This is a genomic window from Spongiactinospora sp. 9N601 (assembly GCF_044326295.1).
Taxonomy (GTDB): Bacteria; Actinomycetota; Actinomycetes; order Streptosporangiales; family Streptosporangiaceae; genus Spongiactinospora; species Spongiactinospora gelatinilytica.
This window is the reverse complement of the sequence record NZ_JBIRBB010000006.1, coordinates 394,470-417,036: the sequence shown is the minus strand read 5'-3', so window position 1 is coordinate 417,036 and position 22,567 is coordinate 394,470. Positions and strand designations below refer to the sequence as shown.

Here is a 22,567-nt window from a genome sequence, read left to right as displayed (position 1 = left end):
ACGGGACGCCGACCCGTACCGGTACGAAAGGGGACGCATGCCATCCCGCACGCTCCGTATGGCCGCCGCGCTGAGCGCGGCCACTCTCGCAATCACCACCGTGGCCGCCTGCTCCACCAAGGCCGAGACCAGCGCTGAGGGCTCCGGTGGCATGCCCACGGGGCCCGGTGTGGACGGCTCCACCATCAACCTGGGTCTGCTCACCGACATCACCGGGCCGTTCGCCGCGATCGACAAGCAGCAGAACCTGGGAGTGAAACTCTACTGGGACGCCAAGAACGCCGCGGGCGGCGTCTGCGACGGCCGCAAGGTCAACCTGGTGACCCGCGACCACGGCTATGACCCGCAGAAGGCGGTGTCGCTGTACTCGGACATGTCCCAGCAGGTCCTGGCCCTGCAGATCACCGTGGGCTCGCCGACCACCCTGGCCGTGCTGCCCAAGCTGGAGCAGGACAAGGTGCTCGCGGTGTCCATGGGCTGGTCCCCCAGCGTCAAGGACAGCGAGTCCATCATCATCCCCGGCACCACCTACGACATCGAGATGGTGAACGCGGTCGGCTACCTGATCGAGGAGAAGAAGCTGGCCAAGGGCGACAAGATCGGTTACATCTACCTCAAGGGCGACTACGGAGAGCCCGGCCTGGCGGGGGCCACCTTCGCCGCCGAGGCCAACGGCATCTCCGTGGTCGGCCAGCAGATCGACCCGACGGTCAGCGACCTTTCCGGGCAGGTCAAGCGGATGGCCGACGCGGGCGTCAAGGCGCTGTTCGTGAGCGCGTCCGGACGCCAGGTCTCCTCTGCGGCGGCCGTCGCCGACGTGGAGGGCCTGGACGTGCCGATCGTGGCCGCCGCCCCGGGCTTCTCCCCCGAGTCGCTGACCACCGGCGCGGGCACGGCCATGGAGAAGAACATGCTCGTGGTCGGCTCGGCCGCGCCGTTCGCCGGTGAGGGCGCCGGCCCGGAGCAGGTCAGGAACCTGTACGCCAAGTCCGGCGAGAAGTCGATCACCCCCAGCCTGTGGGTGACCCTCGGCTACGCGGCGGCCAGCGTGATGGACCAGGCCATCACCCAGGCGTGCGAGAACAAGGACCTCAGCAGGGAGGGCCTGTCCAAGGCGTTCCGGCAGAAGGGCTCCTACGACACCCAGCAGACCACCGTGCCGCTGGACTTCTCCAAGCCGGGCGTCTCGCCGTCCACCAAAACCTTCATCCTGAAGCCGTCCAAGGGCGCCCAGGGCGGCCTGGAGCTGGTCAAGAGCGGCTACACCGGCCCGGACACGGCGAAGTACCAGGCACGATGACCGGACGGGGTACTGACGAGCCGCTGCTGTCGGTGCGCGGCCTCGGGGTGCGCTACGGGGACGCGGTGACCGCCCTGCGAGACGTCAGCGTGGACGTCCCGCAGGGCGGCATCGTGGCCGTGCTCGGCAGCAACGGCGCCGGCAAGTCCACGCTGCTGCGCGCGATCTCCGGGGTGCTGACCCGCCAGGCCGGGCGGATGACCGGCGGCGAGATCAGGTTCGCCGGGGAGCGCATCGACGGCGTGGGCGCCGAGCGCCGGGTCAAGTCCGGCATCGTGCAGGTCCCCGAGGGACGCCGGGTCTTCGCCCATCTCACCGTCCAGGAGAACCTCCGCGCGGGCCGGTACGGCAACCCGAAGGGCAAACGGCCCGGCGACCTGGAACGGGTGTACGACCTGTTCCCCGTGCTCGGCGAGCGCCGCAGCCAGGCCGCGGGCCTGCTGTCCGGCGGCGAGCAGCAGATGCTGGCCATCGGGCGCGCTCTGATGGCCGAGCCCCGGCTGCTGCTGCTGGACGAGCCGTCGCTGGGCCTCGCCCCCAAGATCATCGACCGGATCGTGGACCTGCTGCGCGAGATCCATGGCCAGGGAACGGCGATGCTGGTCGTCGAGCAGAACGCGGCGGTCGCCCTGGAGCTGGCCGACCACGCCTATGTCCTGGCGGTGGGCGAGGTGGCGATCGAGGGCCCGGCCGAGCGCCTGCGCGGCGATGACCGGGTGCGCCGCCTGTACCTGGGCGGGGAACCCGACGAGGAGATCGCCGCCACCATCCCCGGCGACGTTCGAGGAGGCATGCCATGACCGCGCCCGGCGCCCGCTTGCAGGTCAGCGACGTCACGGTCCGGTTCGCCGGGGTGACGGCGCTTTCCGGGGTCACCTTCACCGCCGAGCCCGGCACGATCCACGCGGTCATCGGCCCCAACGGCGCGGGCAAGTCATCCCTTTTCAACGTGCTGTCCGGGATCTACAAGCCCGCCAAGGGCAGCGTGCGGGTGGACGGCAGCGAGCTGATCGGGCTCGCGCCGCACCGGGTGACGGCTCTGGGCGTCGGCCGGGCGTTCCAGAACGCGTCCATGTTCGCCGGGCTGACCGTGGAGGAGAACCTGCTGCTCGGCCGGCACCGGCTGGGCAGGGGCGGGGTGTTCGCCGCCGGGCTGCGCCTGCCGTACGCCCGCCGCTCCGAGCGGGAGGCCAGGGCCAAGGTGCGCGAGGTCGCCGAGTTCCTCGGCGTGGACCACCTGCTCGCGCTGCCCGCCGCCGAACTCCCCTACGGCGAGGCCAAGCGGGTGGACATCGCGCGCGCCCTGGCAACCGAGCCGCGGCTGCTGCTGCTCGACGAGCCGGCCGCCGGCATGCACACCCACGAGAAGGTCGAGGTCCGCGACACCATCCGCCGGATCGCCGCCGAGCGGCAGATCACCGTCCTTTTGGTCGAACACGACATGGGACTGGTGATGGGCATCTCCGAACAGGTCACCGTGCTGGACTTCGGCCAGGTCGTGACCACCGGACCGCCCGGCCGGGTGACCGCCGACGAAGCGGTCATCGCCGCCTACCTCGGCCGGGCCGGCGCCGCGCAAAAGGCACGTTCCGAGTCCCAGCCGCCATCCTAGGAGCCGGTTTCATGGCACAACTTCTCTCGATGCTGGTGGAGGGCGCGTCACTCGGTGCCGTCTACGCGCTCGTCGCCCTGGGCATCGTCGTCATCTACAAATCGTCCAGCGTGGTCAACTTCGCCCAGCCCAGCCTGCTGATGTTCGGCACGTACGTGACGGCCAGCGCCTACAGCCTGCACGGGCTGTCGTTCTGGGTGGCGCTTCCGCTGGGCGTGGCCGCCGCCGCGGTCCTGGCCGTGCTGGTCGACCGGGTGCTGGTCGCCAGGTTCCGCAGGACGCAGGCGGTGGTCGCGGCGAGCATCATGACCATCGGCGTGGACGTGGTGCTGCTGACCGAGGTCGACCGGCGGATCGGCTCGCAGATCCTCACCACCGGCGACCCGTGGGGCAACGACGTGGTGCGGTTCCTGGGCATCGGCGTGGCCGAGGCGCGGATCGCCGCGCTGGTCGTCAGCGCGCTGCTGCTGGTGCTGTTCCAGTTGTGGCTGCACCGCAGCGACTTCGGCGTGGCGATGCGGGCCACGGCCGAGGACCCGGAGACGGCCTCGCTGATGGGCATCCGGCTCGGCCGGGTGTCGGCGACGGCGTGGGCCGTGGCCGGGGCGCTGGCGGTGTGCGCGGGCCTGTTCATCGTGGCCTATCCGAGCCCGGGGCTGGACACCTCGGTCGAGGCCGTGGCGCTGCGCGCGCTGCCCGCGGCGATCATCGGCGGGCTGGACTCCACCACCGGTGCCATCGCCGGCGGGCTGCTGGTCGGGCTGAGCGAGGTCCTGGTCCGCGGGTACGGCGAGCATCTGGCCTTCCTCGGCCAGGGCTTCGAGGAGGCCGCGCCGTACGTGCTGATGCTGGTGGTACTGCTGGCCAGGCCCGCCGGGCTGTTCGGGATACGGGAGGCCGTCCGTGTTTAAGGCGGCGTTGACCTCTTCCAAGCAGGGGCGTGCGGGCGTCCGCTGGCGGGTGCCCGTGGCGGTCGTGGCGGTCGTGGTCCTGCTGGCGATCCCCCTGTACGCCGACCGGTTCTGGCTCAACCTCGGGTCCTTCGCCTTCGCCGCCGCCATCGGCGCGGTCGGGCTGATGATCCTGGTCGGGCGCGTGGGCCAGCTCTCCCTGGCGCACTCGTTCTTCCTGGCCGTGGGCGCCTACGGGTACATCTGGCTCAGTTCCCCGGCGACGGAGGACTCCTGGGGCCTCGGGTTGCCCAGCCTGCCCGCCGCGGTGGTCGCGGTGGCGCTCGCCGGGCTGGCGGGGCTGGCCTTCAGCCCGCTGGCCGGCCGGTTGAAGGGCATCTATCTGGGTGTCGCCTCGCTGGCGCTGGTGTTCATCGGCCAGCACGTGCTGTTCACCGCCGAGCCGCTGACCGGCGGCTACAACGGGCGCAACGTGCCGGAGCTGAGCATCGGCTCCTTCCAGGTGTTCGGTGTCGAGCCGGAGTTGTCGTTGTTCGGGGTGCCGCTGCGCCAGGCCGAGCGCGGGTGGTACGTCACGCTGCTCATCTTGGCGCTGACCACGGTGTTCGCCGTGCTGGTGCTGCGCAGCCGGGTGGGCAGGGCGTTCGCGGCGATCCGCGACGGCGAGGTGCACGCGGCGGCGCTGGGCGTGCGGGTGGCCCGGTACCGATCGGTCGCCTTCACGCTGTCGAGCGTGTACGCGGGCCTGGCCGGGGTGTTGCTGGCGCTGCTGTTCGAGCGGGTGGTGCCCGAGTACTGGGACCTGTTCCTGTCGCTGGAGTACCTGGCGATGGTGGTGATCGGCGGGCAGGCGTCGGTGGCCGGGGCGATCGCCGGAGCGGCGTTCGTGTCCTCGCTGCCGTTGCTGCTGCAGCGCTACAGCGAGGCGATCCCGGGCATGGGCGGCGCGGTGTCCGACTTCGGGCCCGCCTACGTCGCGCAGATCCTCTACGGCGGGATGATCGTGCTCATCCTGTTCTACGAGCCCAAGGGGCTGGCGGCGCTGGCCACCCGGGCGCGCAAGGCGCTGACGCCGCGCCGTCCCGTGGCCGCCGACCGCACACCGGCCGCCTGAGGCTCCTGGGGCCGCTCGCGCTCCGGACGGCGAAGGGCCCCGCGACCGTGGTCGCGGGGCCCTTGGGCGAGACCGGGCGGGCGGTCACCCGCCGACGTCGACGCCGGCGCCGCGGGCCCATGACCACGCGTAGCCGGGGTCTTCCGCCTCGCTCAGGTCGGGCCCGAGGTCGAGCGGCCGGAAGGTGTCCACCATGACCGCGTACTCCTCGGTCCTGGCCACCTTCAGGCTCTTTTCCGCGCTGCCCGGCTGCGGGCCGTGGATGTAGCCGGCGGGGTGCAGGGAGATGGACCCCATGCCGATGCCCGTGCCCGCGCGGCTCATGAAGTCGCCGCCGCAGTAGAACAGCACCTCATCGGAGTCGACGTTGGCGTGGTTGTAGGGGACCTTCACCGCGTCGGGGTGGTAGTCGAACATGCGCGGCACGAAGGAGCAGATGACGAAGCCCGGTCCTTCGAAGGTGATGTAGGTCGGCGGCGGCAGGTGCAGCGCGCCGGTGGAGGGGGTGAAGTCGCGGATGGACAGCGCGTAGGGGTAGTTGTAGCCGTCCCAGCCGACCACGTCGAAGGGGTGGAAGGCGTAGCTGTAACGGGTGACGCCGCGCCGGTGCCTGACGTAGACCTCTGCCGGTCCCTCAGCGGAGGTCAGCTCCTCCGGGCCGCGGATGTCGCGCTCGTTGAACGGCGAGCCGTCCAGGAACTGCCCGAACGGCGACATGAACCGCTTGGGCGGCCGGATGTGCCCGCCTCCGGACGCGGTCACCACGAACAGCCGCAGCTCATCGCCGAGCAGCCGCCAGCGGTGCGTCGTGGAGGTGGGGATGACCACGTAGTCACCGTCGCCGACCGGCATCCGGCCGTAGGAGGACTCCAGCACCGCCGAGCCGGACTCGACGTAGACCAGCTCGTCGCCGACCGCGTTGCGGTACAGGGGGCTGTCGGTGTCGGCGGCGACGTAGGAGATCGTCACCTCGGAGTTGCCCATCAGGACCCGCCGGTCCAGGATCGGGTCCCCGCCCGGTTTGTACGCGTGGGTGCGCAGGTGCCGCGGCAGCAGCGGGTCGTTGGGGCGCAGCGGCCCGCCGCCGTCGGCGTGGCTTTCGGCCGCGGTGATGGCGGTCGGGATCTTGCGGTGGTACAGGAACGACTGGGTCCAGGTGAACCCTTCCTCGCCCTGCATCTCCTCGTGGTAGAGGGCGCCGTCGGCGCCGCGGAACTGGGAGTGCCGCTTACGCGGCACCTCTCCCAGACGCCTGTAGTAGACCATGCCCACCTCAATCCAAGATCGAGTTTTGTATGTGTTCTATTATCGGTTACAAGGTTCGTATATCGGCGATCCTCGCGCACGGGAAGGATGGTTGTCAATCGCCCGGAGACGCGAAAAGGCCCCGGTGCCCGCTCGGGGCTCCGGGGCCTTGATGCCCGCGCTCGGCGCGGGCGCGGGCTCAGGTCAGGCCGATCGCGATGTTCCTGGCCAGCGCGATCACCTCGCTGGCCAGCACCTTCTCGTCATGCTTGCGCTCTTTGGGGATGACCACGCCGACGCTGGCGTCGCACCAGCCGTTGACCACGATCGGGGCGGCGATGCCGGTGAAGTTGGGGACCAGTTCGCCGGTGGTGACCACGTACCCCTGCTTGCGTCCCTGGGCGACCTTGTCGCGCTCGCCGGCCTCGGCCGGGCGGCCGGCCAGGATGGCGATGCCGGTGGCGGCGGTGCCCAGCGGGTGGCGCGAGCCGGTGCGCAGGCCGATGTGGAAGCTGGCCCGCTTGGGCTCGACCGAGGCCAGCGTGACGGCGCCGTCCCCGTCGGCCACGTGCATGACGGCGGTGGCGTCGAGCCGTTCGGCGATCTCGGTGAGCAACGGCCCCGCCACGACCATGAGATTCTGCGACACCTGGCGCGCCAGCGTGAACAGGCCCATGCCCAGCAGGTACCGTCCCTCACGGGTACGCCGGACGAAGCCGCGGCGCAGCAGGGTCGCCAGCAGCCGGGCGGCGATGGAACGGTGGACACCGAGCCGGGCGGCGGCCTCGGTCGGCGACAGGCCCTGGTCCGGGTCCGCCTCCGCGAGGATCTCCAACAGGCGCAGCCCCCGATCGAGCGTCTGCGCGATCTCGCCAGGTCGGGCTGGTTCCTCGGTCACGGCTCACTCCCAGGAGAAACGACGGGATTACTGTCTGTCGAAAATCGGGGCCTGTGAGCGATTATCGCGCACTGCGCGGTCCTACGCCAACACGAGTCGCGCCGCACCCCTTGAAGTCCGGCCGCGAACAAGGCACGCTATGTGCAATAGCCGGTCACAATAACCGAATATCGGTCAAGTCGGAGGTGGCGATGGTTCTGCCGGACAACTCAGGTTCTTCCCCCCACGTGGTCATCGTGGGCGCGGGCCCCGTTGGCATGGCCACCGCGCTCCTGCTCGCCCGGCAGAACGTGCGCTCGGTACTGCTGGAACGCCGTGAACAGCCGAGCTGCCGCCAATCGCGGGCCGTCACCGTGCAGCGCGACATCCTCGCGCTGTACGACCGCCTCGGCCTGGCGGATGAGATCGTCAATGATGGAGCGAGCTGGTCGCTTGGTCGCACATACTACGGTGACCAGGAGATACTCCAGCTCAGGTTCCCTCCGCACGGCGAGGAGATCTACCCGCCGTTCGTGAACTTCCCGCAGTTCCGCATCGAGGAGATGCTCTACGACGCGGCCCTCGCGACCGGCCTGGTGGACATCAGGCTGGGGCGCGCCGTGGGCGGCCTGGAGCAGGACGACTCCGGCGTGCGGGTCACCGCGGTGGGCCCCGACGGGCCCGAGACCTACACCGGCGCCTACGTCGTCGCGGCCGACGGCATCGGCAGCGGCGTACGGCGCCGCCTGGGCATCACCTTCGACGGCTGGCAGACCAAGGGCCGCTTCCTGGTCGCCGACTTCGAGGCCGACCTGCCCTTCGAGCGGGAGCGGCGGCTGTGGTTCAACCCGCCCTTCCACCCCGAGGGGATCGTGCTCATGCACGGGGTGACCCGCAAGCTGTGGCGGCTGGACTGGCAGATCCCGCTGGACGCCGACGCCGAGACGCTCACCGAGCCCGGACGGGTGGAGACGCGGATCGCCACCGTGATCGGCGACCACCCGGTGCGCGTGGTCCGCAGCAACACCTACACCTTCCAGCAGTGCCGGGCCTCGGCGTTCCGCAGTGGCCGCGTGTTCCTGGTCGGCGACGCCGCCCACGTCGTCTCGCCGTTCGGCGCCCGTGGCATGAACAGCGGCATGGAGGACGCGGAGAACCTGGCCTGGAAGCTCGGGTTCGTGCTCAACGGCAAGGCCGGGCCCGCGCTGCTGGACAGCTACGAGGCCGAGCGGGCCGCCGCGGCCGACCACAACCTGGCGGTGACCGGGGCGTCCATGAAGTTCATGACCCCCGACGACGAGTCCGGCCGCCAGGTGCGCGACGCCGCCCTCGCGGCGGCCCTCGCGGACCCCGGCCAGGCGCACCGGGTGGACTGCGGCAAGCTGTACGAGCCCTTCCCCTACCACGACTCGGCGCTGACCGCCCCGGCCCTGCTGCCCGCTCCCCGGGTGCGGCCCGGTGCGCCGCTGCCCGACCTGCGCTGCGTCGACGGCAGCCGTACCACCACGCTGCGCGCCGCGATGGCGGGTGAGGTGACCCTGCTGGCCGTGCCCGGCCGCAACGGCCTGGTCTCCGGCCTGAGCACCGAACTCGACGCCATCGCGGCCCCCGCCTGGGTCCGCCGCTCCATCCTGGCCCCCGCCACCAGCGGGGCCGGTGTGCTCACCGTGCTGTCGGATGAGATGTGGGACATCTACGCCGGTGAGCACGACGTCGTCTACCTCGTGCGCCCCGACTGCTATGTGGCGGCCGTCGTCCCGCTGGACGGCACCCCCGTCGACTTCGGCGCGCTGACCGCCCAGGCGTCCAACGCCGCCGGCTGACCGCCACCCCCGTCTACGACAAGGAGCAGCATCATGATCGACAGCAGTGCCGTGGCCGAGATCTCCCGGGTGAGCGTGCAGGCCGCGCCCGGGCGTACCAAGCTGGTCACCGTGCCGTTGGACGGGCAGGTGCCGATGGGCATGCACGGCGGGGTGGCCGAGCACTACAAGGTGCCGCTCGACACCATCGAGCCGCACGCCACCACACTGGACTACCTGGTCGGCGCGACCGCCGGATGCCTGACCGGCACGCTGTCGGGCATGCTGGCGCGGCTCGGCCAGCCGACCACCGACGGCGCGCTGACCTCCGACGCCGAGGGGGTCATCGTCAAGGACGGCGGGGTCCTGCGGATCGCCGCCGTCCACGTGCGTTACCGGCTGCGCCTGGCCGAGGGCGTGGACCGCGCCGAAGTGGAACGCGCCCACGACCGGCACACCCGGCACTGCCCCATCGCCCGGACCATCGGCGGCTGTGTGGAGATCACCACCGCCTTGGAGACCGTCTGACCCTCCCCGGCGGCGGGCTGATCAGTTGACGCAGTCCTGGGTGTGCAGGCCCAGCGCCATCTCGTAGACCTTCCCCTTGCCGATCAGGAACGAGTAGTAGGCCTTCGGGTTGCCCGGGACCGTGACGTACGGGAAGCCGCCGGCCGCCCTCTTCACCTTGGGGTAGGCCTTCTTGATCTGCTTGTAGGTGGACCCCAGGCCGATGCCCTCCTTGGTCTTGACGCCCTTGGGCGCGAAGATCACCGCGACGCCGCGCTTCTTGGATATGTACAGGCCGACGGCGTCGCGGCCGGTGGGATAGGCCTTCAGGTCCCAGCCGCTGCACCCCGGCGCGCCGCCCTGCTTGTAGGTGATCTTGCCACCGGCCTTGGCGGCCTTGGCGCTCACCCCGAGTTTCACTCCCGCGAAGCCGGTCGGCCCGAACACCGGGCGCACGGCCTGGGCGTGCGCGGGGCCCGCGGCCAGGGCCGTGGCAAGGCCCGCCGCCACCAGCGTGGCAAGGGCAGGACGGGCGATCATGTGCATGCTCATGCCCCGTTGGACGACCGAAGAGGCGATCTGGTTCGCGGCCCGCCCGCTCAGCCGACGTGGACGATGGGGCGGCAGGTCGCGTCGGGTTCGGCCTGGCGCAGGACCTCGCGGGTCAGCGGCGGGATGTCGCCGCCGCCGAAGACGAGGTAGCGCAGCAGGGAGCCGATCGGGTTGCCTTCGGCGGCCCAGTGGAAGTAGACGTGCGGGGTCTTGCCGGTCAGGTCGCGCAGGTGGAGCAGCAGGGCGGCGATGGAGTTGGCGACCGTGGTGCTGTGCATGCGCAGGATGCGAAAGCCGTGGCGTTCCTCGCCGGTGACCCGCAGCTCGCCCGCGAACTCCGAGGCGTCGGGAACGGTGACCTCCAGGAACAGGAGCCCTTCTGCGGTGCGCAGCCGGTGCAGCTCCCACGCCTCGCGGGCCTTGTCGATGTACTCCTTGGCGTCGCGGCCGTGGGGTTCGTTGGCGATCAGGTAGATCTCGGCCGACTCGTTGATGAAGCGGCGGGCCGCGTCGTCCAGGCTGATGCGGGTGACGCGCAGTTCGGTGGAGCGGGTGGCGCGGGAGATGAGCGAGACCGCCACGATGGCCAGGACGAACAGCAGGGCGATGACCAGCCCGTCGGGGCGTTCGATGATGTTGGCGACGGCGGCGTAGGCGAAGACCAGCGTGATCAGCCCGAACAGGACGGCGGCCCGGGTGCGGCGCCGGACCAGGGCCGACAGGGTGACCGCGACGGCGGCCGACAGGATGAGGGCCAGCACGCCGGTGGCGTAGGCGCCGCCCTGGGTCTCCACCTCCGCGCCGAAGAACACGGTGATGCCGAAGGCGATGGCGGTGAAGACCAGGACCATGGGGCGCGAGGCGCGGGTCCAGTCGGGGGCCATGCCGTACCGGGGCAGGTAGCGCGGCACGATATTGAGCAGGCCGGCCAGCGCCGAGGCGCCGGCGAACCACAAGATGGCGATAGTGGACAGGTCGTAGGCGGTGCCGAACCAGTCGCCCAGGTAGAGGTGGGCGAGGTAGGCCAGCGCGCGGCCGTTGGCCGCCCCGCCCTCGGCGAACTCGGCGGGCGGGATGAGCACGGTGGTGGCGAGGCTGGAGGTGATCAGGAAGACGCTCATGATGAGCGCGGCCGTGGTCAGCAGCTTGCGCGCACCCTTGACCCGCTCGGTGAGGTCGCCTTTGACCAGCGGCATGACCGCCACCCCGGTCTCGAAGCCGGAAAGGCCCAGGGCGAGTTTCGGCATCACGTACAGCGCGACCGCGACCATGGCGATCGGGCTGGCGTAGTCGGTGCTCAGCGTGTTCTGCCAGCCTGCCACCCGCTCCGGCGCGGCCAGCACGTGCGCCACCGCCGTGCCCACCACGATCAGGTTGAACAGCAGGTAGACGGCGACCAGGACGACGGCCACGGAGATCGCCTCGCTGAACCCCGCCAGGAACACCCCGCCGAGGGCCGCGATCAGCACCAGGGTGATCGGTACCTGCCATCCGGCCAGGAAGTGCGGCACGAACGGGTTGTGCAGGATGTGCGCGGTGGCATCGGCCGCCGACAGGGTGATGGTGACGATGAAGGCGGTGGCCACGAACCCGAGCAGGAACAACACCAGCAGCTTGCCGCGCCAGCCGGGCAGCAGCCGCTCCAGCATCGACAGCGATCCGAGCCCGTGCGGGCTCTGCCCGGCCACGGCCCGGTAGGTCGGCAGCGCGCCGAAGAGCGTCAGCGCCACCAGGACCAGCGTGGCGATGGGGCTGAGCGCGCCTGCGGCCAGCGCGGCGATGCCCGGCTGGTAGCCCAGCGTGGAGAAGTAGTCCACGCCCGTCAGGCACATGACCTGCCACCAGGAGTGCTGATGTTCGGGAGCCTCCTCCTCGGGCGGTGCGCTGGTCAGCCCTTCGGGGCGTTTGAGACCCTTCAGCAGCCAGCGCCGCATCCTTCGCTCCGGAAGCGCGTCGGCCACCGAGTCACCTCCGCTACTGGCACAGATAAGACGAATGCACGCTACTGAGCCCGCAGGTGCGTCCCGCGTGATCATGGCGTCAAGAAAACGTCAATATTCGTCAGCGTGGAGCCGGCAGGCGGCCCGGCCGCCTGCGGGTCACTCGGCCCAGCCGGATTGCAGGAGGTCGAAGATGGCGTGCAGCGCGGCCATCGGGTCGGGCTCGGCGCCCGCGATCTCGGGGACCTCCAGGATGTAGCGGGCGAGGGCGCGCACGGTCAGGTCGGCGGGGTCGCGACCGCTCTCGGCGGCGATCGCCTCGGCCAGCGGCCCTTCGGCGGCGATCCACAGCTTGCGCGAGTAGCCCCGTAGGGCGGGCGTGCCGACGATCAGGTCGCGTTTGCGCCGCAGGTCGGGCGGCAGGTCTCCGGCGAAGGGCCCCCGGGCCGCAAGGCAGCGGCGCAGGGCCTCCAGCACCGGCATGCCCGGAGGGCGCTCGCGGACCGCGGCCACCAGCCAGGCACCGCGTTCGTCGCCGTCGTCGAAGATCAGCGCTTCCTTGCCGTCCGGCACGTGCGCGAACAGGGTGGCGATGGAGACATCGGCCTCGTCGGCGATCTGCGCGACGGTGACGCCGTCGTAGCCGCGCTCGCCGAACAGCCGCAGCGCGGCCTCCGACAACGCCCGGCGGGTCTGTGCCTTCTTGCGCTCGCGGCGTCCCGTCGTCGGCATGCCCTCATCGTACCGTAATCTGGAATGCATCTGAATCTATAGTGATTATGATTTCATAGTCGGTCTAGATACGTGTCGAACGGAGATGCACATGTCCTGGGACGTAGGCCGCCCGCCGCGCGCCGACGGCAAGAACTTCCTGGTCACCGGCGGCAACGCGGGCATCGGATACTTCGTCGCCGAACAGCTCGCCGGCGCCGGCGCGACCGTCGTCCTGGCCTGCCGCGACCCCGGCAAAGCCGAGGCCGCGCGGGTCGCGATCCGCGCCCGCCTCCCCGGCGCGGACGTCCGCCAGATCCGCCTGGACCTCGCCGACCCCGCCTCGGTCGAAGCCTGCGCCGGCGCGCTGCGGCTGGACGGGCTGGATCGGCTGGACGCGGTCGTCTGCAACGCCGGAGTGCTGCTGGACCGGCCGCCTCGGCGCGAGACCGCGGCCGGCCACGAGCTGATGTTCGCCACCAACCATCTGGGGCACTTCGCGCTGGTCTCCCACCTCGCCCCGTTGCTGGCGGCCGCGCCCGCGAGCCGCGTGGTGACCACCGGCAGCTTCACCGCGAAGTCCGAAAGCCTGGACCTGGCCGATCCGCAGAGCACGCGCGACTACCGGCCCAAACGCACCTACGTGCGATCCAAGCTCGCCCAGATGCTCTTCGGTTTCGAGCTGGACCGCCGGCTGCGCGCGGTGGGCGCCTCGGCCGTGAGCGTGGTCGCCCACCCCGGCGGCGCGCTCGACTCCCTCACCCCCTCGCGCCCGCCGGTCCGCGTCCGCACCGCCGGGGAGCGGCTGCGCGGCCTGCCCGCCGCCCTCCTCCTGCAGGGCAAGGAGGCCGCGGCCTGGCCCGCCGTCCGGGCCGTCCTGGACCCGGATGTGCACGGCGGCGAGCTGTACGGGCCCCGCGTGTTCGGGTTCCGCGGCCGGCCGGTCCTCGAACCGGTCCGCGGCGACCTGGCCGACACCACGCTCGCGGCGCGTCTGTGGGACCTCACCGCCGGCCTGACCGGCCTGGACCCGATCCCGGGTTTCACGCGTCCCTGACGCCGCTCGCCCATTCGCCTGCGTGTCCAGCACCGCCGTGCTGACCATGTCCGAGGTTGAGTGGCAGCGGTACAGCCGCTGGCGGTGAGATTGATCTTGCTGGTTTGTGCGGGGATGGCCGGCGGCTGACGGCGAGCTGCGCAGCCGATGTGCTCCGCCCCGAAAGGGCATCGGACCGTGGAGGCGCCCAGCAACTTGGTGATCGAGGTGATCGAGGTGATCGAGGTGATCGAGTGCTCCGGGTGGGCAGCATGTCGCGGGCCGCGCGCAGCAGTGCGGAGGTGACGATGGTGGGTCGTCCGCCGGTGCGGCCACGGGCCTTGGCGGCGGCCAGGCCCTCGCGGGTGCCGGCCACGATCAGTTCCCGGATGAACTCCGCCAGTGCCGCGAACACGTGGAGGACCAGGCGGCCACCGGGGGTGGTGGTGTCGAGGTTCTCGTGCAACGAGGTGAACCCGATCTCGCGGCGGCGCAGCTCGCCGACCATGGTGATGAGGTCGGCGAGGGAGCGGCCGTAGCGGTCCAGGGACGGCACGGCCAGGGTGTCGCCTTCGGCCAGGAACGCATGGCAGACCTTGAGCCAGGGCCGTTCGGTGGACTTGCCGGATTTCTTGTCGTGGAAGATGCGCCGTCAGCCGGCGGCGGTGAGCGCGTCGAGCTGGCGTTCCAGGTTCTGCCCGCCGATCGAGACCCGGGCGCAGCCGATGCGGATCTCGCTGCGGCGGGCAGGGAAGGCGGCCAGCGGGCCGGCATGCGGCTCTAGATCGTCGACATGGCCGCATTCTCTATTTGAACGCCGGCCGAACGGTTCACAGGGGCCGGGCCCCGACCTTCGGGTTACCGTCGTCCTCGTGGACGCCTCCCAGCCCCCGCCTCCGATGGCAGGCCGCAAAGCAACCGGGCCAAGGCCGAACCGCGCTACAAGATCGCCGGACACGCCTACGGCCAAATCGGTGATCAGGACAAGACCATGGCTGAGTGGGCCGATCGGACTCCCGGCGAGGGGTATAAGGGTGAGCAATCCCCCCTCTACAAGGGCCCGTAAAGCTGGGCGGGCTGTCGGGCGAGCGAGAGGAAAGCAGCGGTGCAGGAGGAGCGGTCGAAACGCAGGGTTGCGGTGGATCGGTCGGAGGGATTCGGCGAGCGGCTGCTGGGACAGCTGCTGGACCGGGCTCATGAGATGCCGCCGCAGCTCATCGCTCCGCTGGTGGCCGAGGAGGTGCGCCGGATCGGTGGCCGGGATGTGTCGGTCCTGCTGCAGTGCTACGAGCAGCTCGAACTGGTTCCACTGCCGGGCAGGGGGCTCACCGTCGGCGAGGCTTTCCCGATCGACGGTACCCGGGCGGGCGAGGCCTTTCTCACACTGGCCACGGTCGAGGACGTCCAGGACGACGGCGTGCGGATATATCTGCCGCTGCTGGACGGAAGCGACGAGGTCGGGGTGATGGCCCTGACCCTGGACATGGTCGACGACCACGACCGGCGGCTGCTGCGGCGGCTGGCCGGTCTGGTCGCCGACATGCTGGTGACCAAGAACAGCTACACCGACCAGTTCTTCCAGGCCCGGCGGCGCCAGCCGATGAGCCTGGCCGCGGAGATCCAGTGGTCGCTGCTGCCGCCGCTGTCGATGAACACCCCGCAGGTCTCTGTCGCCGGCATCCTGGAGCCGGCCTACAACGTCGCCGGGGACAGCCTGGACTACGCCCTCAACGACGACATCCTGCATCTGGCCATCATCGACGCGATGGGCCACGGCCTGAACGCTTCCGTGCTGGCGACCGTCGCCGTGAGCGCCTACCGGCATGCCCGACGCGCAGATGTCGGCCTCGCCGAGCTGTACTCCTTCATGGACAGAGCTATTGATGAACAGTTCGGCCCCGACCAGTTCGTCACCGCGCAGATGATGCGCCTGGACATCGGAACAGGCCATCTGCAGTGGGTCAACGCCGGTCACCCGGCGGCACTGCTGATCCGTGGCCACCGAGTCGTGCGGGTGCTGGAGCACCCAGGGACGCTACCGGTCGGCTTCGGCGGCGCCGAACCACTGATCTCCTCCATGGATCTTCAGCAGGGCGACCGGTTGATGTTCTATACCGACGGCCTCGTCGAGGAACATCACAAAGGTCACGAACCGTTCGGCGAAGAACGCATGATCGACATCATCGAGCGCGTCGGGCCCACCACACAAGGCGTGCAGCACATGGCCCGAAACCTGTCCCACACACTCAAGCATGAGAGGGGCGGGTTCACCAGCGACGACGCAACCATCTTCCTCATCGAATGGTGCGGCGGCACCGCCGACCATCTCGCCACGCTGGATTGGCTATGACGGTCTGAACGGAACCGTCATAGCCACTGGATATCTAGCTGCAGGAGGGCTGGACAGCGCTTCCAGGCCCCCGCGCGGCACCCGACCGGCCACCCGTGCCCTACTCGCCGTCGGCAGGGTCCTGCTCGCGGGATGCCGGGTCGCGCCGGCGTCCACGGCGGCCAGGGCGGCCAGGGCGGCACCCCGGCGGCCCGGTAGTCGCCCGCAACCGCCTCGGCGTCGACGTCGACCACCCGGATCGGGCGGCCGGTGCGGACGGTGATGATCGCCGCCGCGTCCCGGTAGCTCAACGCCTTCGGGCCGGTGAGCAGGTGGTCACGCGGGTCGCCGGGATCGGCGCCGGGGCCGGTCAGCAGCGCTGTCCCGCGCGTCGATCCAGCCCAGCCGGCCGTCACCGGAGGCGGTGCGGATCTCGCCGGGCCGGCGGATCAGGGCGCCGAGCGGGTGCGGGCGCAGGAAGTTCTGCATGAAACCGGACGGGCGCAGCACGACCCAGCCGGGCCTGGCCCGCACCCGCGCGGCCAGCTCCAGCGCGCCGGGCGCGTCCGGCGGCACGATGGCCGAGCCGAGCAGCACCACCCTGCGCACGCCGAGCCGCTCGGCCTCGTCCAGGAACGGCCCGGCCAGCGGCATCGGATCGACCCGTTCAGCGGGGGCACCAGATAGACCCGGTCCATCCCGCGCTGCTCGGCCTGGTGGGTGGCCGGGTCGTGCCAGTCGAACCGGAGCGCGCCGGGGTCACCGGCGGGCGGAGTACGGGCGGCCACGCGGACCGGCACTCCGTTGCCGCGCAGCGGTTCCACCAGCGGGCCGCCGGTCTTGCCGGTGCCGCCGGTGACCAGTACGCCGCTCATCGGGCCGCCGCCGGGTGCGGCGCGGCGAGCAGGTCGGGCAGCGTCCCGGCCGGCGAGGCGGCGGCCAGCGGGTTCCAGTAGTCCCGGTAGCGGGTGATCAGGCCGTCCTGGACGGTGATCACCGTGATGTAGTCCAGGCGGCAGGGCTCGCCGGTGCGCACCGTTCGCCCGCCGGCGGTGAACTCCACCACGATGGTGTCCGGCTGTCGCGTGTGGTGCACGGTGAGCGCCGCCATCTCGCGTACGTCCATCCGCTCGGGGTATCCGCGAGGCGGTCCGCGGCTACCTGGCCGGCCGCGCCTTGCTCGGCCCCGCCCGGCGCGGAGGGCGGGCTCGGCGAGCTGGTCAACGAGTACGCCGCGCACAGCCCGCAGTTCGCGGCGAGCCGGCGCGAGCACGACGTACGGCCCGTAGCGACGCTGCGCAAACGCCTGTACCACCCCGAGCTGGGCCAACTCGACCTGGACTGCCAGATCCTGCTGGTGCCCGGCACCGGTCTGCTGCTGGTGCTCTACACCGCGCAGCCGGGCGGCCCGAGCGCCGCCGCGCTCGCCCGCCTGGCCACCTGAACCCGGGCGTCGTGGGAGCGCTCCACCCGCGGCCCTTGAGGGGTCCGCGGGTGGAGTCGGACCTTGGTCTTGCCCGTTCAGCAGGGTCGGCTGTGACAGCCGTTGCCGCCGGGCGGCGGGCAGGGCGCCGCGGGGACGGCGCAGATCGTCACCTCGTCGGCCGCGTCGCCGGTCGGACCGGCCTCGTTCGCGGTCGCGGTGGCGGCGTTGCGGATCGGTCCCGGCTCGGTGACCTTGGCCAGCAGCGTGAGTGTGGCGCTCTGGCCCACGCCGAGGGCGCCGACGTTCCAGGTGCCGCCCGCAGCGTCGTAGGCCCCCGCGCCGGGAGCCGCAGAGATCAGGGCCAGCCCATCGGGCAGCGGGTCGGTGACGATGACCCCGGTGGCGTCCGACGGGCCGGTGTTGGTGACGGCCACGTGGAAGGCGACGGCCTCGCCGACGGTGACCTTGACCCGGTCGGCGGCCTTGACCAGCTTGAGCTCGGCCAGGGGCGCGATCTTGGTGGTCGTGGGGTTGGAGGTGGAGGTCAGGTGCTCGGCCTCGTCGCCGAGCGCGTTGTCGTAGGTGGCGGTGGCCTGGTTCTCGATCGTGCGCCCGGCCGCCGCGCGCTCGATCCGTACCCGGAACTCCACCGTGCTGCCCTCGGGTGCCTCCAGGGTGGAGGCGAGGGTGCCGCCCGCGGAGCCGGTGGCCCCCGCGCCGAGGTTGAAGGTGACCCGGCCGGTGGCCTCATCGACGTGCGCCTGGTCATCGCCGGGCCGGTCGGTCTTGCCTCCCTCGTTGGGACCGTCGATGATCCGCAGGCTGCCGGGGACGTAGCGGGTGCCCTCCGGAACGATGTCGGTGAGCACCAGCCGGGCGGCAGGGGAGCCGCCTTCGTTCCTGGCGGTGATCCGGTAGGTGATGGTCTCGCCGACCTCCAGCTCGCCCCCGGGCACGGCGGTCTTGGTGAGGACCACGCACGGGGCCGTCCCGAAGGCGATGCCGTCCAGGAAGTTGCCGATGCTGTTGTTGCCGCCGGCGGCGGAGACCGAGCGGAACGCGAACCGGGTGATGGTCTGCCCCGCCGGGACGGTGTACTTCCCGGAGTAGTGCCCCCAGGCGTCGTTTCCGTCGGTCATCCGGGCCTGTTCCACCGGGTCTTCCGGATGCCCGATGTCCAGGGCCATGGTGTCCGCACCGAGCCGGCCGCGGTGCGACAACCGCCAGTACAGCGTGGTGCCCGGAGTGGTGGGCAGATCCTGGTAGAGCGTGGAGACCTGGTGGGCGTTGAGTTCGGCGAACTGCTTGCCGTCGTCGGCGGGCACCCCGTTGAAGCCGTCCCGCCAGACCTCGATCACGTGGTCGGTGGCGGTCGTGCGCCAGCCGGGCACGGAGTTCGGCTGGTTCTGTGCGGCGTCGGGCAGGAAAGCCATGTCGCTGTCGAGTACGGGCTGCTCGAAGCTGCCGTTGACCAGCGCGATGCGCTGCCCGCAGCCGCCGGGAACGGGGTTTTGGAATAACGCCACGTAAAAGTCCTTTCTGCCGTGCAAGCCGATCGGTACTTTCTGTGGTGCACCTACTACGGCGTGTGGCCGGCGATGCGCGCGCTGCGATGACCTCCACTCGCACTCGGGAAATGCTGGGGGCGGCGCACTCCGGGCCGAAGACCGCCGGAACGAACGACTCCACCATGATCTGTGACGTGAAGTGCTGTCAAGGGCGCATATCGTAGCGAAATGGATCGAGTTCTCGCGTAACGCGTTGTGTTATCCCCTGACGCCGCGCGCCGGGCCGTACCGCGCCCGCCGTGCCTCGACGGGCCCGCGCCCGAGTTCAGGCCTGCGAATAGGTGAGGCAGTTCGCAGCGCTCTCCACGTAACCGACGCTGATCCCCGGAGCATGGCACTCGAACTGGCTGTTGTGCCGGCAGTCGGCCATCTTGCACGCACCGACCTGACCTATGCCCAGGGGATCGCCGCCCTTGGCCGGAGTTCTGAAGAAGGTGTCGCAGTGGGCATGCCGGACGTCGCCCACGGTGATGGCCAGCGCGTGACAGGCGCCCTCGGTGTTGTAGGCGCACTCTTCTACTTCGCATGCGTTGATGACAGGCATTTCCATGGAAATTCCCCGTAGTGAGGCAAAGCCGGTGGGCGGTCCCCCTGGAACCGCTCAGAAAATGCTGCCCTGGCCTGCGGCGGTCCACTCCGAAGCCCATGGAACAAAGGTGAAGTCTTAGCATTCCCCATGGCCGCGCGGCTCCGGGGGCCCGGTGATCTACCATCGGGCGGGCATCGGCGTAGGCCGCTGCGACCCCGGGCGTCGATAGGGCCCTGAGCTGGGCAGATCTGTGATTGGAGGGCTTTGGAGGAGACATCATGATCATCGCCGGAGTGGACGGCTCACACGCCGGACTCGAAGCCGCCGGCTGGGCGGCCAGGGAGGCCGCCCTGCGCGCGGCGCCGCTGAAGATCGTCCACGCCATCCCGCAATGGGCGTGCGACACCACCACCGGCCGCTACGCCGAGGTCGCCGCCTGGATGCGCGAAGGCGGCCACGGCGTGCTGGCCGCCGCCGCCGACCGTGCCCGCCGCGAACGCCCCGCGATCGACCTGAGCACGTCGCTGCTGCCCGGCGATCCCCGCACCGCGCTGACCACCGCATCCGCGGATGCCGCACTGGTGGTCATCGGCAGCCACGGACTCGGCGCGGTCCGTGGGTTCCTGGTCGGTTCGGTCGCCTACGGCGTGGCCGGGCAGGCCGCCTGCGACGTCGTCGTGGTCCGTGAACTTCCCACCCTGCCCAGGGGCGAGGTGGTCGCCGGCGCCGACGGCTCCCCGGCCGCGGAGCCCGTGCTGGACGCCGCCTTCGCCGAGGCGGACCTGCGCGGCGCGACCGTACGGGCCGTCCATGCCCGCAACCCGCCCTGGGCCGGCGATCCCCGCACCCCCGCCGGCCGGGACCCGCTGGCCCTGGACCGCCACCGCGAACGCCACCCGGGCATCACCGTGATCGAAGAGGTCGTCCACGACCACCCGGTGCGCGCCCTGCGCCAGGCCGCCACCGGGGCGGATCTCCTGGTGGTGGGCTCGCGCGGGCACGGTACCTTCGCGGGCATGATCATCGGATCGGTCAGCCAGGCGCTGCTGCACGAGTCGCCCTGCCCGCTGATGGTCGTCCACGGCGGGCCCGGCCGGACTCCGTAGCGCACACTAGTACGCTATTTCATGAACTGATGGACCAGGAGGGCCGGTGGGCAAGGCGAAACTGGACGACACGTTCGCCATCGCGGGCGAGCGGTCGCGCACCGGCGCGCCGGGGGCCGCATGAGCGGCGCACACCCGGCCGTGCCCGGCGATCCGGTGGTGCTGGACGGCGGCGACCGCCGCTGCGTGCTGTTGCTGATCGAGCTGCGCCGCCTGGTGGCCGATCTGGAACCGGGCCGCGTCGTCCACCTGATCGCCAGTGATCCGGCCGCCCCGATCGACCTGCCCGCCTGGTGCCATCTGACCGGTCACACCTACCTCGGGCCCGTGCAGGCCGGCCCCCTGCCGCCCGCGTCCGCCGCCTACGCGGTGCGGGTCGAGGCCGAGAGCCGGCCGACGCGCGCCCAGGCCCCCTGGCAGGTCGCCGACTCCTGAGCCGCCGTGAGACCGCGGCTCAGTCCCAGCCGAGCAGGCGTTCTTCCAGCAGCGCCTGCTGGGCCGGGTTGGCGGTCAGCTCCAGCGCCCGCCGATCGGCCCGGTGCGCCTCTTCGTGGCGCTCCAGGTCGCGCAGCAGTTCGGCCCGGGTGGCATGGAACAGCGGGTAGCGCTCCAGGGCGTCACCGAGGGCGTTCAGCTCGGCCAGCGCCGCCGCCGGGCCTTGCGCGTAGCGTACGGCGACGGCCCGGTGCAGCCGGGTGACGGGTGAGGGCGCCAGGTGCAGCAGCATGTCGTACAGCACCAGGATCTGCGCCCAGTCGGTGTCGGCGAAGGTCGCCGCCTCGGCGTGGCAGGCCACGATCGCCGCCTGGAGCTGGTAGGGCCCCGGCCTGCGGTGGGCGTGGGCGGCACGGGTGAGCAGCGCCGTGGCCTCGGCGATGGCCTGCCGGTCCCACAGGCCGCGGTCCTGGTCGGCCAGCAGCACCAGCCGGCCCCGGGCGTCGAAGCGGGCCGCCCCGCGGGCCCGGTGCAGCCGGATCAGTGCCAGCAGCCCGGCCGCCTCCGGCTCCTTGGGCATGAGGCCGGCCAGCAGCGCGGCCAGCCACTCGGCGTCCTCTACCAGGTCGCGCGCCTGGGCCCGTTCGGCCGTGTTGGACAGGTACCCCTCGTTGAACAGCAGGTAGATGACCGCCAGCACCTCGCCCAGCCGGGAGGGCAGTTCCTCGTCGGCCGGGACGCGGTAGGGGATGCCGGCCTCGCCGATCTTCCGCTTGGCCCGGGTGATGCGCTGGGCGACCGTGGTCTCGGGCACGATGAACGCCGCGGCGATCTGCGCCACCGACAGCCCGCACACCACCCGCAAGGTGAGGGCGATCTGCGCGCCGCGCGACAGCGCGGGGTGGCAGCAGGTGAAGATCAGCCGTAGCCGGTCATCCGGCGGGGCGGGGCCCGGCCAGGTGAGCCGGGCGAGTTTGGCCCGGTAGTTGGACTCGCGGCGCAGTACGTCCAGGCCGCGCCGGCGGGCCACGGTGAACAGCCACGCGTCGGGCCGGTCCGGTACGCCCTCCACCGGCCAGCGCCGTAGCGCGGTCTCCACCGCGTCCTGCACCAGGTCCTCGGCGGCGGAGAAGTCGCCCAGCAGCGACACCAGGGACGCCGCCAGCCGGCCCGCGTGCTCGCGGACCACACCGGCCAGCACCTCCCGGGGCACGGCTTCGCTCATGAGACGGGGCGGATCTCCACGATCGGGCAGGCCGGCCAGGTGCGGGCCAGCCGCAACGCCTCGTCCAGATCCGCCACCTCGACCTCGGCGAACCCGCTGACCACCTCCTTGCCCTCCAGGTAGGGCCCGTCGGTGATCACCGGCTCCGGCTGGTCCAGCCGCATGGTGGTGGCGGTGTGCACGGGGGCCAGATGCGTGTGATGGGTGATCTTGTCGGCGTTGTCGGCGAACCAGCGGCCCACCGCCGCGTAGGCGGCCTGCTGCTCCAGCTCGCCCATCGCCTGGAGTTCCCGGGCGAACCGTTCGGTCTCGACGAACATCAGCACGTACTTCACATCGTTA

General features: G+C 71.2%; 25 protein-coding genes. 13 read left to right on the top strand and 12 right to left on the bottom strand.

The window, feature by feature from the left end; all coding sequences use genetic code 11:
- Nucleotides 1-37: 37 nt before the first annotated feature.
- From ACH34R_RS16935 to ACH34R_RS16915, 5 genes are read left to right on the top strand one after another with little or no spacing between them, the layout of a single operon-like run.
- A complete protein-coding gene (locus tag ACH34R_RS16935; RefSeq protein WP_397562373.1) occupies nt 38-1,300 on the top strand; it encodes an ABC transporter substrate-binding protein in 1,263 nt (420 codons plus the stop codon).
- Nucleotides 1,297-2,100, top strand: coding sequence for an ABC transporter ATP-binding protein (locus ACH34R_RS16930; RefSeq protein WP_397562372.1), 804 nt, complete (start codon nt 1,297-1,299; stop codon nt 2,098-2,100). The genes ACH34R_RS16935 and ACH34R_RS16930 overlap by 4 nt, the downstream gene beginning before the upstream one ends.
- A complete protein-coding gene (locus ACH34R_RS16925; protein ID WP_397562371.1) occupies nt 2,097-2,912 on the top strand; it encodes an ABC transporter ATP-binding protein in 816 nt (271 codons plus the stop codon). The genes ACH34R_RS16930 and ACH34R_RS16925 overlap by 4 nt, the downstream gene beginning before the upstream one ends.
- Nucleotides 2,913-2,923: 11 nt before the next feature.
- Nucleotides 2,924-3,823 carry a branched-chain amino acid ABC transporter permease gene (locus ACH34R_RS16920; RefSeq protein ID WP_397562370.1) on the top strand — a complete coding sequence of 300 codons (900 nt, stop codon included), beginning with the start codon at nt 2,924-2,926 and terminating at the stop codon, nt 3,821-3,823.
- Nucleotides 3,824-3,830: 7 nt separating this feature from the next.
- Nucleotides 3,831-4,937, top strand: coding sequence for a branched-chain amino acid ABC transporter permease (locus ACH34R_RS16915; RefSeq protein ID WP_397562369.1), 1,107 nt, complete (start codon nt 3,831-3,833; stop codon nt 4,935-4,937).
- 84 nt (nt 4,938-5,021) lie between these two features.
- On the opposite strand, the gene ACH34R_RS16910 is transcribed toward ACH34R_RS16915, so the two are convergent.
- Nucleotides 5,022-6,203 carry a homogentisate 1,2-dioxygenase gene (locus ACH34R_RS16910; protein WP_397562368.1) on the bottom strand — a complete coding sequence of 394 codons (1,182 nt, stop codon included), beginning with the start codon at nt 6,201-6,203 and terminating at the stop codon, nt 5,022-5,024.
- A gap of 178 nt (nt 6,204-6,381) precedes the next feature.
- Entirely contained in the window at nt 6,382-7,080 is a 699-nt protein-coding gene (locus ACH34R_RS16905) for an IclR family transcriptional regulator (RefSeq protein ID WP_397562367.1), read from the bottom strand.
- A gap of 191 nt (nt 7,081-7,271) precedes the next feature.
- Here ACH34R_RS16905 and ACH34R_RS16900 point away from each other — a divergent pair, with 191 nt between their 5' ends.
- Together ACH34R_RS16900 and ACH34R_RS16895 are read left to right on the top strand one after the other, a co-directional pair.
- A complete protein-coding gene (locus ACH34R_RS16900) occupies nt 7,272-8,882 on the top strand; it encodes an FAD-dependent monooxygenase (protein WP_397562366.1) in 1,611 nt (536 codons plus the stop codon).
- 33 nt (nt 8,883-8,915) lie between these two features.
- Entirely contained in the window at nt 8,916-9,389 is a 474-nt protein-coding gene (locus ACH34R_RS16895; RefSeq protein WP_111165515.1) for an OsmC family protein, read from the top strand.
- Between the two features lie 21 nt (nt 9,390-9,410).
- Here ACH34R_RS16895 and ACH34R_RS16890 read toward each other — a convergent pair whose 3' ends face one another.
- The 3 genes from ACH34R_RS16890 to ACH34R_RS16880 form a co-directional block, all read right to left on the bottom strand.
- Nucleotides 9,411-9,908 carry a hypothetical protein gene (locus ACH34R_RS16890; RefSeq protein WP_397562365.1) on the bottom strand — a complete coding sequence of 166 codons (498 nt, stop codon included), beginning with the start codon at nt 9,906-9,908 and terminating at the stop codon, nt 9,411-9,413.
- Between the two features lie 59 nt (nt 9,909-9,967).
- Nucleotides 9,968-11,881 carry an amino acid transporter gene (locus tag ACH34R_RS16885; RefSeq protein ID WP_397562364.1) on the bottom strand — a complete coding sequence of 638 codons (1,914 nt, stop codon included), beginning with the start codon at nt 11,879-11,881 and terminating at the stop codon, nt 9,968-9,970.
- Nucleotides 11,882-12,019: 138 nt separating this feature from the next.
- Nucleotides 12,020-12,592 (bottom strand): TetR/AcrR family transcriptional regulator, encoded by a 573-nt coding sequence (locus tag ACH34R_RS16880; protein ID WP_397562363.1) that lies wholly within the window; start codon nt 12,590-12,592, stop codon nt 12,020-12,022.
- Between the two features lie 91 nt (nt 12,593-12,683).
- Between ACH34R_RS16880 and ACH34R_RS16875 the strand changes: the two genes are divergently transcribed.
- Nucleotides 12,684-13,628 (top strand): SDR family NAD(P)-dependent oxidoreductase, encoded by a 945-nt coding sequence (locus ACH34R_RS16875; protein WP_397562362.1) that lies wholly within the window; start codon nt 12,684-12,686, stop codon nt 13,626-13,628.
- Here ACH34R_RS16875 and ACH34R_RS16870 read toward each other — a convergent pair.
- On the bottom strand, nt 13,615-14,253 hold the full coding sequence (locus tag ACH34R_RS16870; protein WP_397562460.1) for a recombinase family protein: 639 nt from the start codon (nt 14,251-14,253) through the stop codon (nt 13,615-13,617). The genes ACH34R_RS16875 and ACH34R_RS16870 overlap by 14 nt on opposite strands.
- Between ACH34R_RS16870 and ACH34R_RS16865 the strand changes: the two genes are divergently transcribed.
- Both ACH34R_RS16865 and ACH34R_RS16860 read left to right on the top strand, forming a co-directional pair.
- Nucleotides 14,194-14,391: a hypothetical protein gene (locus ACH34R_RS16865; protein ID WP_397562361.1), complete on the top strand. Its 198-nt coding sequence runs from the start codon at nt 14,194-14,196 to the stop codon at nt 14,389-14,391. The genes ACH34R_RS16870 and ACH34R_RS16865 overlap by 60 nt on opposite strands.
- A 321-nt stretch (nt 14,392-14,712) precedes the next feature.
- Nucleotides 14,713-15,957 (top strand): PP2C family protein-serine/threonine phosphatase, encoded by a 1,245-nt coding sequence (locus ACH34R_RS16860; RefSeq protein WP_397562360.1) that lies wholly within the window; start codon nt 14,713-14,715, stop codon nt 15,955-15,957.
- A 315-nt stretch (nt 15,958-16,272) separates the two neighbouring features.
- Here ACH34R_RS16860 and ACH34R_RS16855 read toward each other — a convergent pair whose 3' ends face one another.
- Both ACH34R_RS16855 and ACH34R_RS16850 read right to left on the bottom strand, forming a co-directional pair.
- Nucleotides 16,273-16,590 carry a hypothetical protein gene (locus ACH34R_RS16855; protein ID WP_397562359.1) on the bottom strand — a complete coding sequence of 106 codons (318 nt, stop codon included), beginning with the start codon at nt 16,588-16,590 and terminating at the stop codon, nt 16,273-16,275.
- Between the two features lie 217 nt (nt 16,591-16,807).
- A complete protein-coding gene (locus tag ACH34R_RS16850) occupies nt 16,808-17,032 on the bottom strand; it encodes a nuclear transport factor 2 family protein (RefSeq protein ID WP_397562358.1) in 225 nt (74 codons plus the stop codon).
- Between ACH34R_RS16850 and ACH34R_RS16845 the strand changes: the two genes are divergently transcribed.
- Nucleotides 17,024-17,380, top strand: a complete 357-nt coding sequence (locus tag ACH34R_RS16845) for a hypothetical protein (protein WP_397562357.1) — start codon at nt 17,024-17,026, stop codon at nt 17,378-17,380. The genes ACH34R_RS16850 and ACH34R_RS16845 overlap by 9 nt on opposite strands.
- Before the next feature lie 77 nt (nt 17,381-17,457).
- Here ACH34R_RS16845 and ACH34R_RS16840 read toward each other — a convergent pair whose 3' ends face one another.
- Together ACH34R_RS16840 and ACH34R_RS16835 are read right to left on the bottom strand one after the other, a co-directional pair.
- Nucleotides 17,458-18,888 carry a hypothetical protein gene (locus ACH34R_RS16840; protein WP_397562356.1) on the bottom strand — a complete coding sequence of 477 codons (1,431 nt, stop codon included), beginning with the start codon at nt 18,886-18,888 and terminating at the stop codon, nt 17,458-17,460.
- Between the two features lie 307 nt (nt 18,889-19,195).
- Complete coding sequence (locus ACH34R_RS16835) at nt 19,196-19,480, bottom strand: DUF1540 domain-containing protein (protein WP_397562355.1); 285 nt, start codon at nt 19,478-19,480, stop codon at nt 19,196-19,198.
- Between the two features lie 257 nt (nt 19,481-19,737).
- Here ACH34R_RS16835 and ACH34R_RS16830 point away from each other — a divergent pair, with 257 nt between their 5' ends.
- Both ACH34R_RS16830 and ACH34R_RS16825 read left to right on the top strand, forming a co-directional pair.
- On the top strand, nt 19,738-20,565 hold the full coding sequence (locus ACH34R_RS16830) for a universal stress protein (protein WP_397562354.1): 828 nt from the start codon (nt 19,738-19,740) through the stop codon (nt 20,563-20,565).
- Nucleotides 20,566-20,685: 120 nt separating this feature from the next.
- Entirely contained in the window at nt 20,686-21,000 is a 315-nt protein-coding gene (locus ACH34R_RS16825) for a sulfurtransferase TusA family protein (RefSeq protein ID WP_397562353.1), read from the top strand.
- 19 nt (nt 21,001-21,019) lie between these two features.
- On the opposite strand, the gene ACH34R_RS16820 is transcribed toward ACH34R_RS16825, so the two are convergent.
- Together ACH34R_RS16820 and ACH34R_RS16815 are read right to left on the bottom strand one after the other, a co-directional pair.
- Complete coding sequence (locus ACH34R_RS16820; RefSeq protein ID WP_397562352.1) at nt 21,020-22,225, bottom strand: RNA polymerase sigma factor; 1,206 nt, start codon at nt 22,223-22,225, stop codon at nt 21,020-21,022.
- Nucleotides 22,222-22,560 (bottom strand): YciI family protein, encoded by a 339-nt coding sequence (locus ACH34R_RS16815; protein WP_397562351.1) that lies wholly within the window; start codon nt 22,558-22,560, stop codon nt 22,222-22,224. The genes ACH34R_RS16820 and ACH34R_RS16815 overlap by 4 nt, the downstream gene beginning before the upstream one ends.
- Nucleotides 22,561-22,567 lie beyond the last annotated feature (7 nt).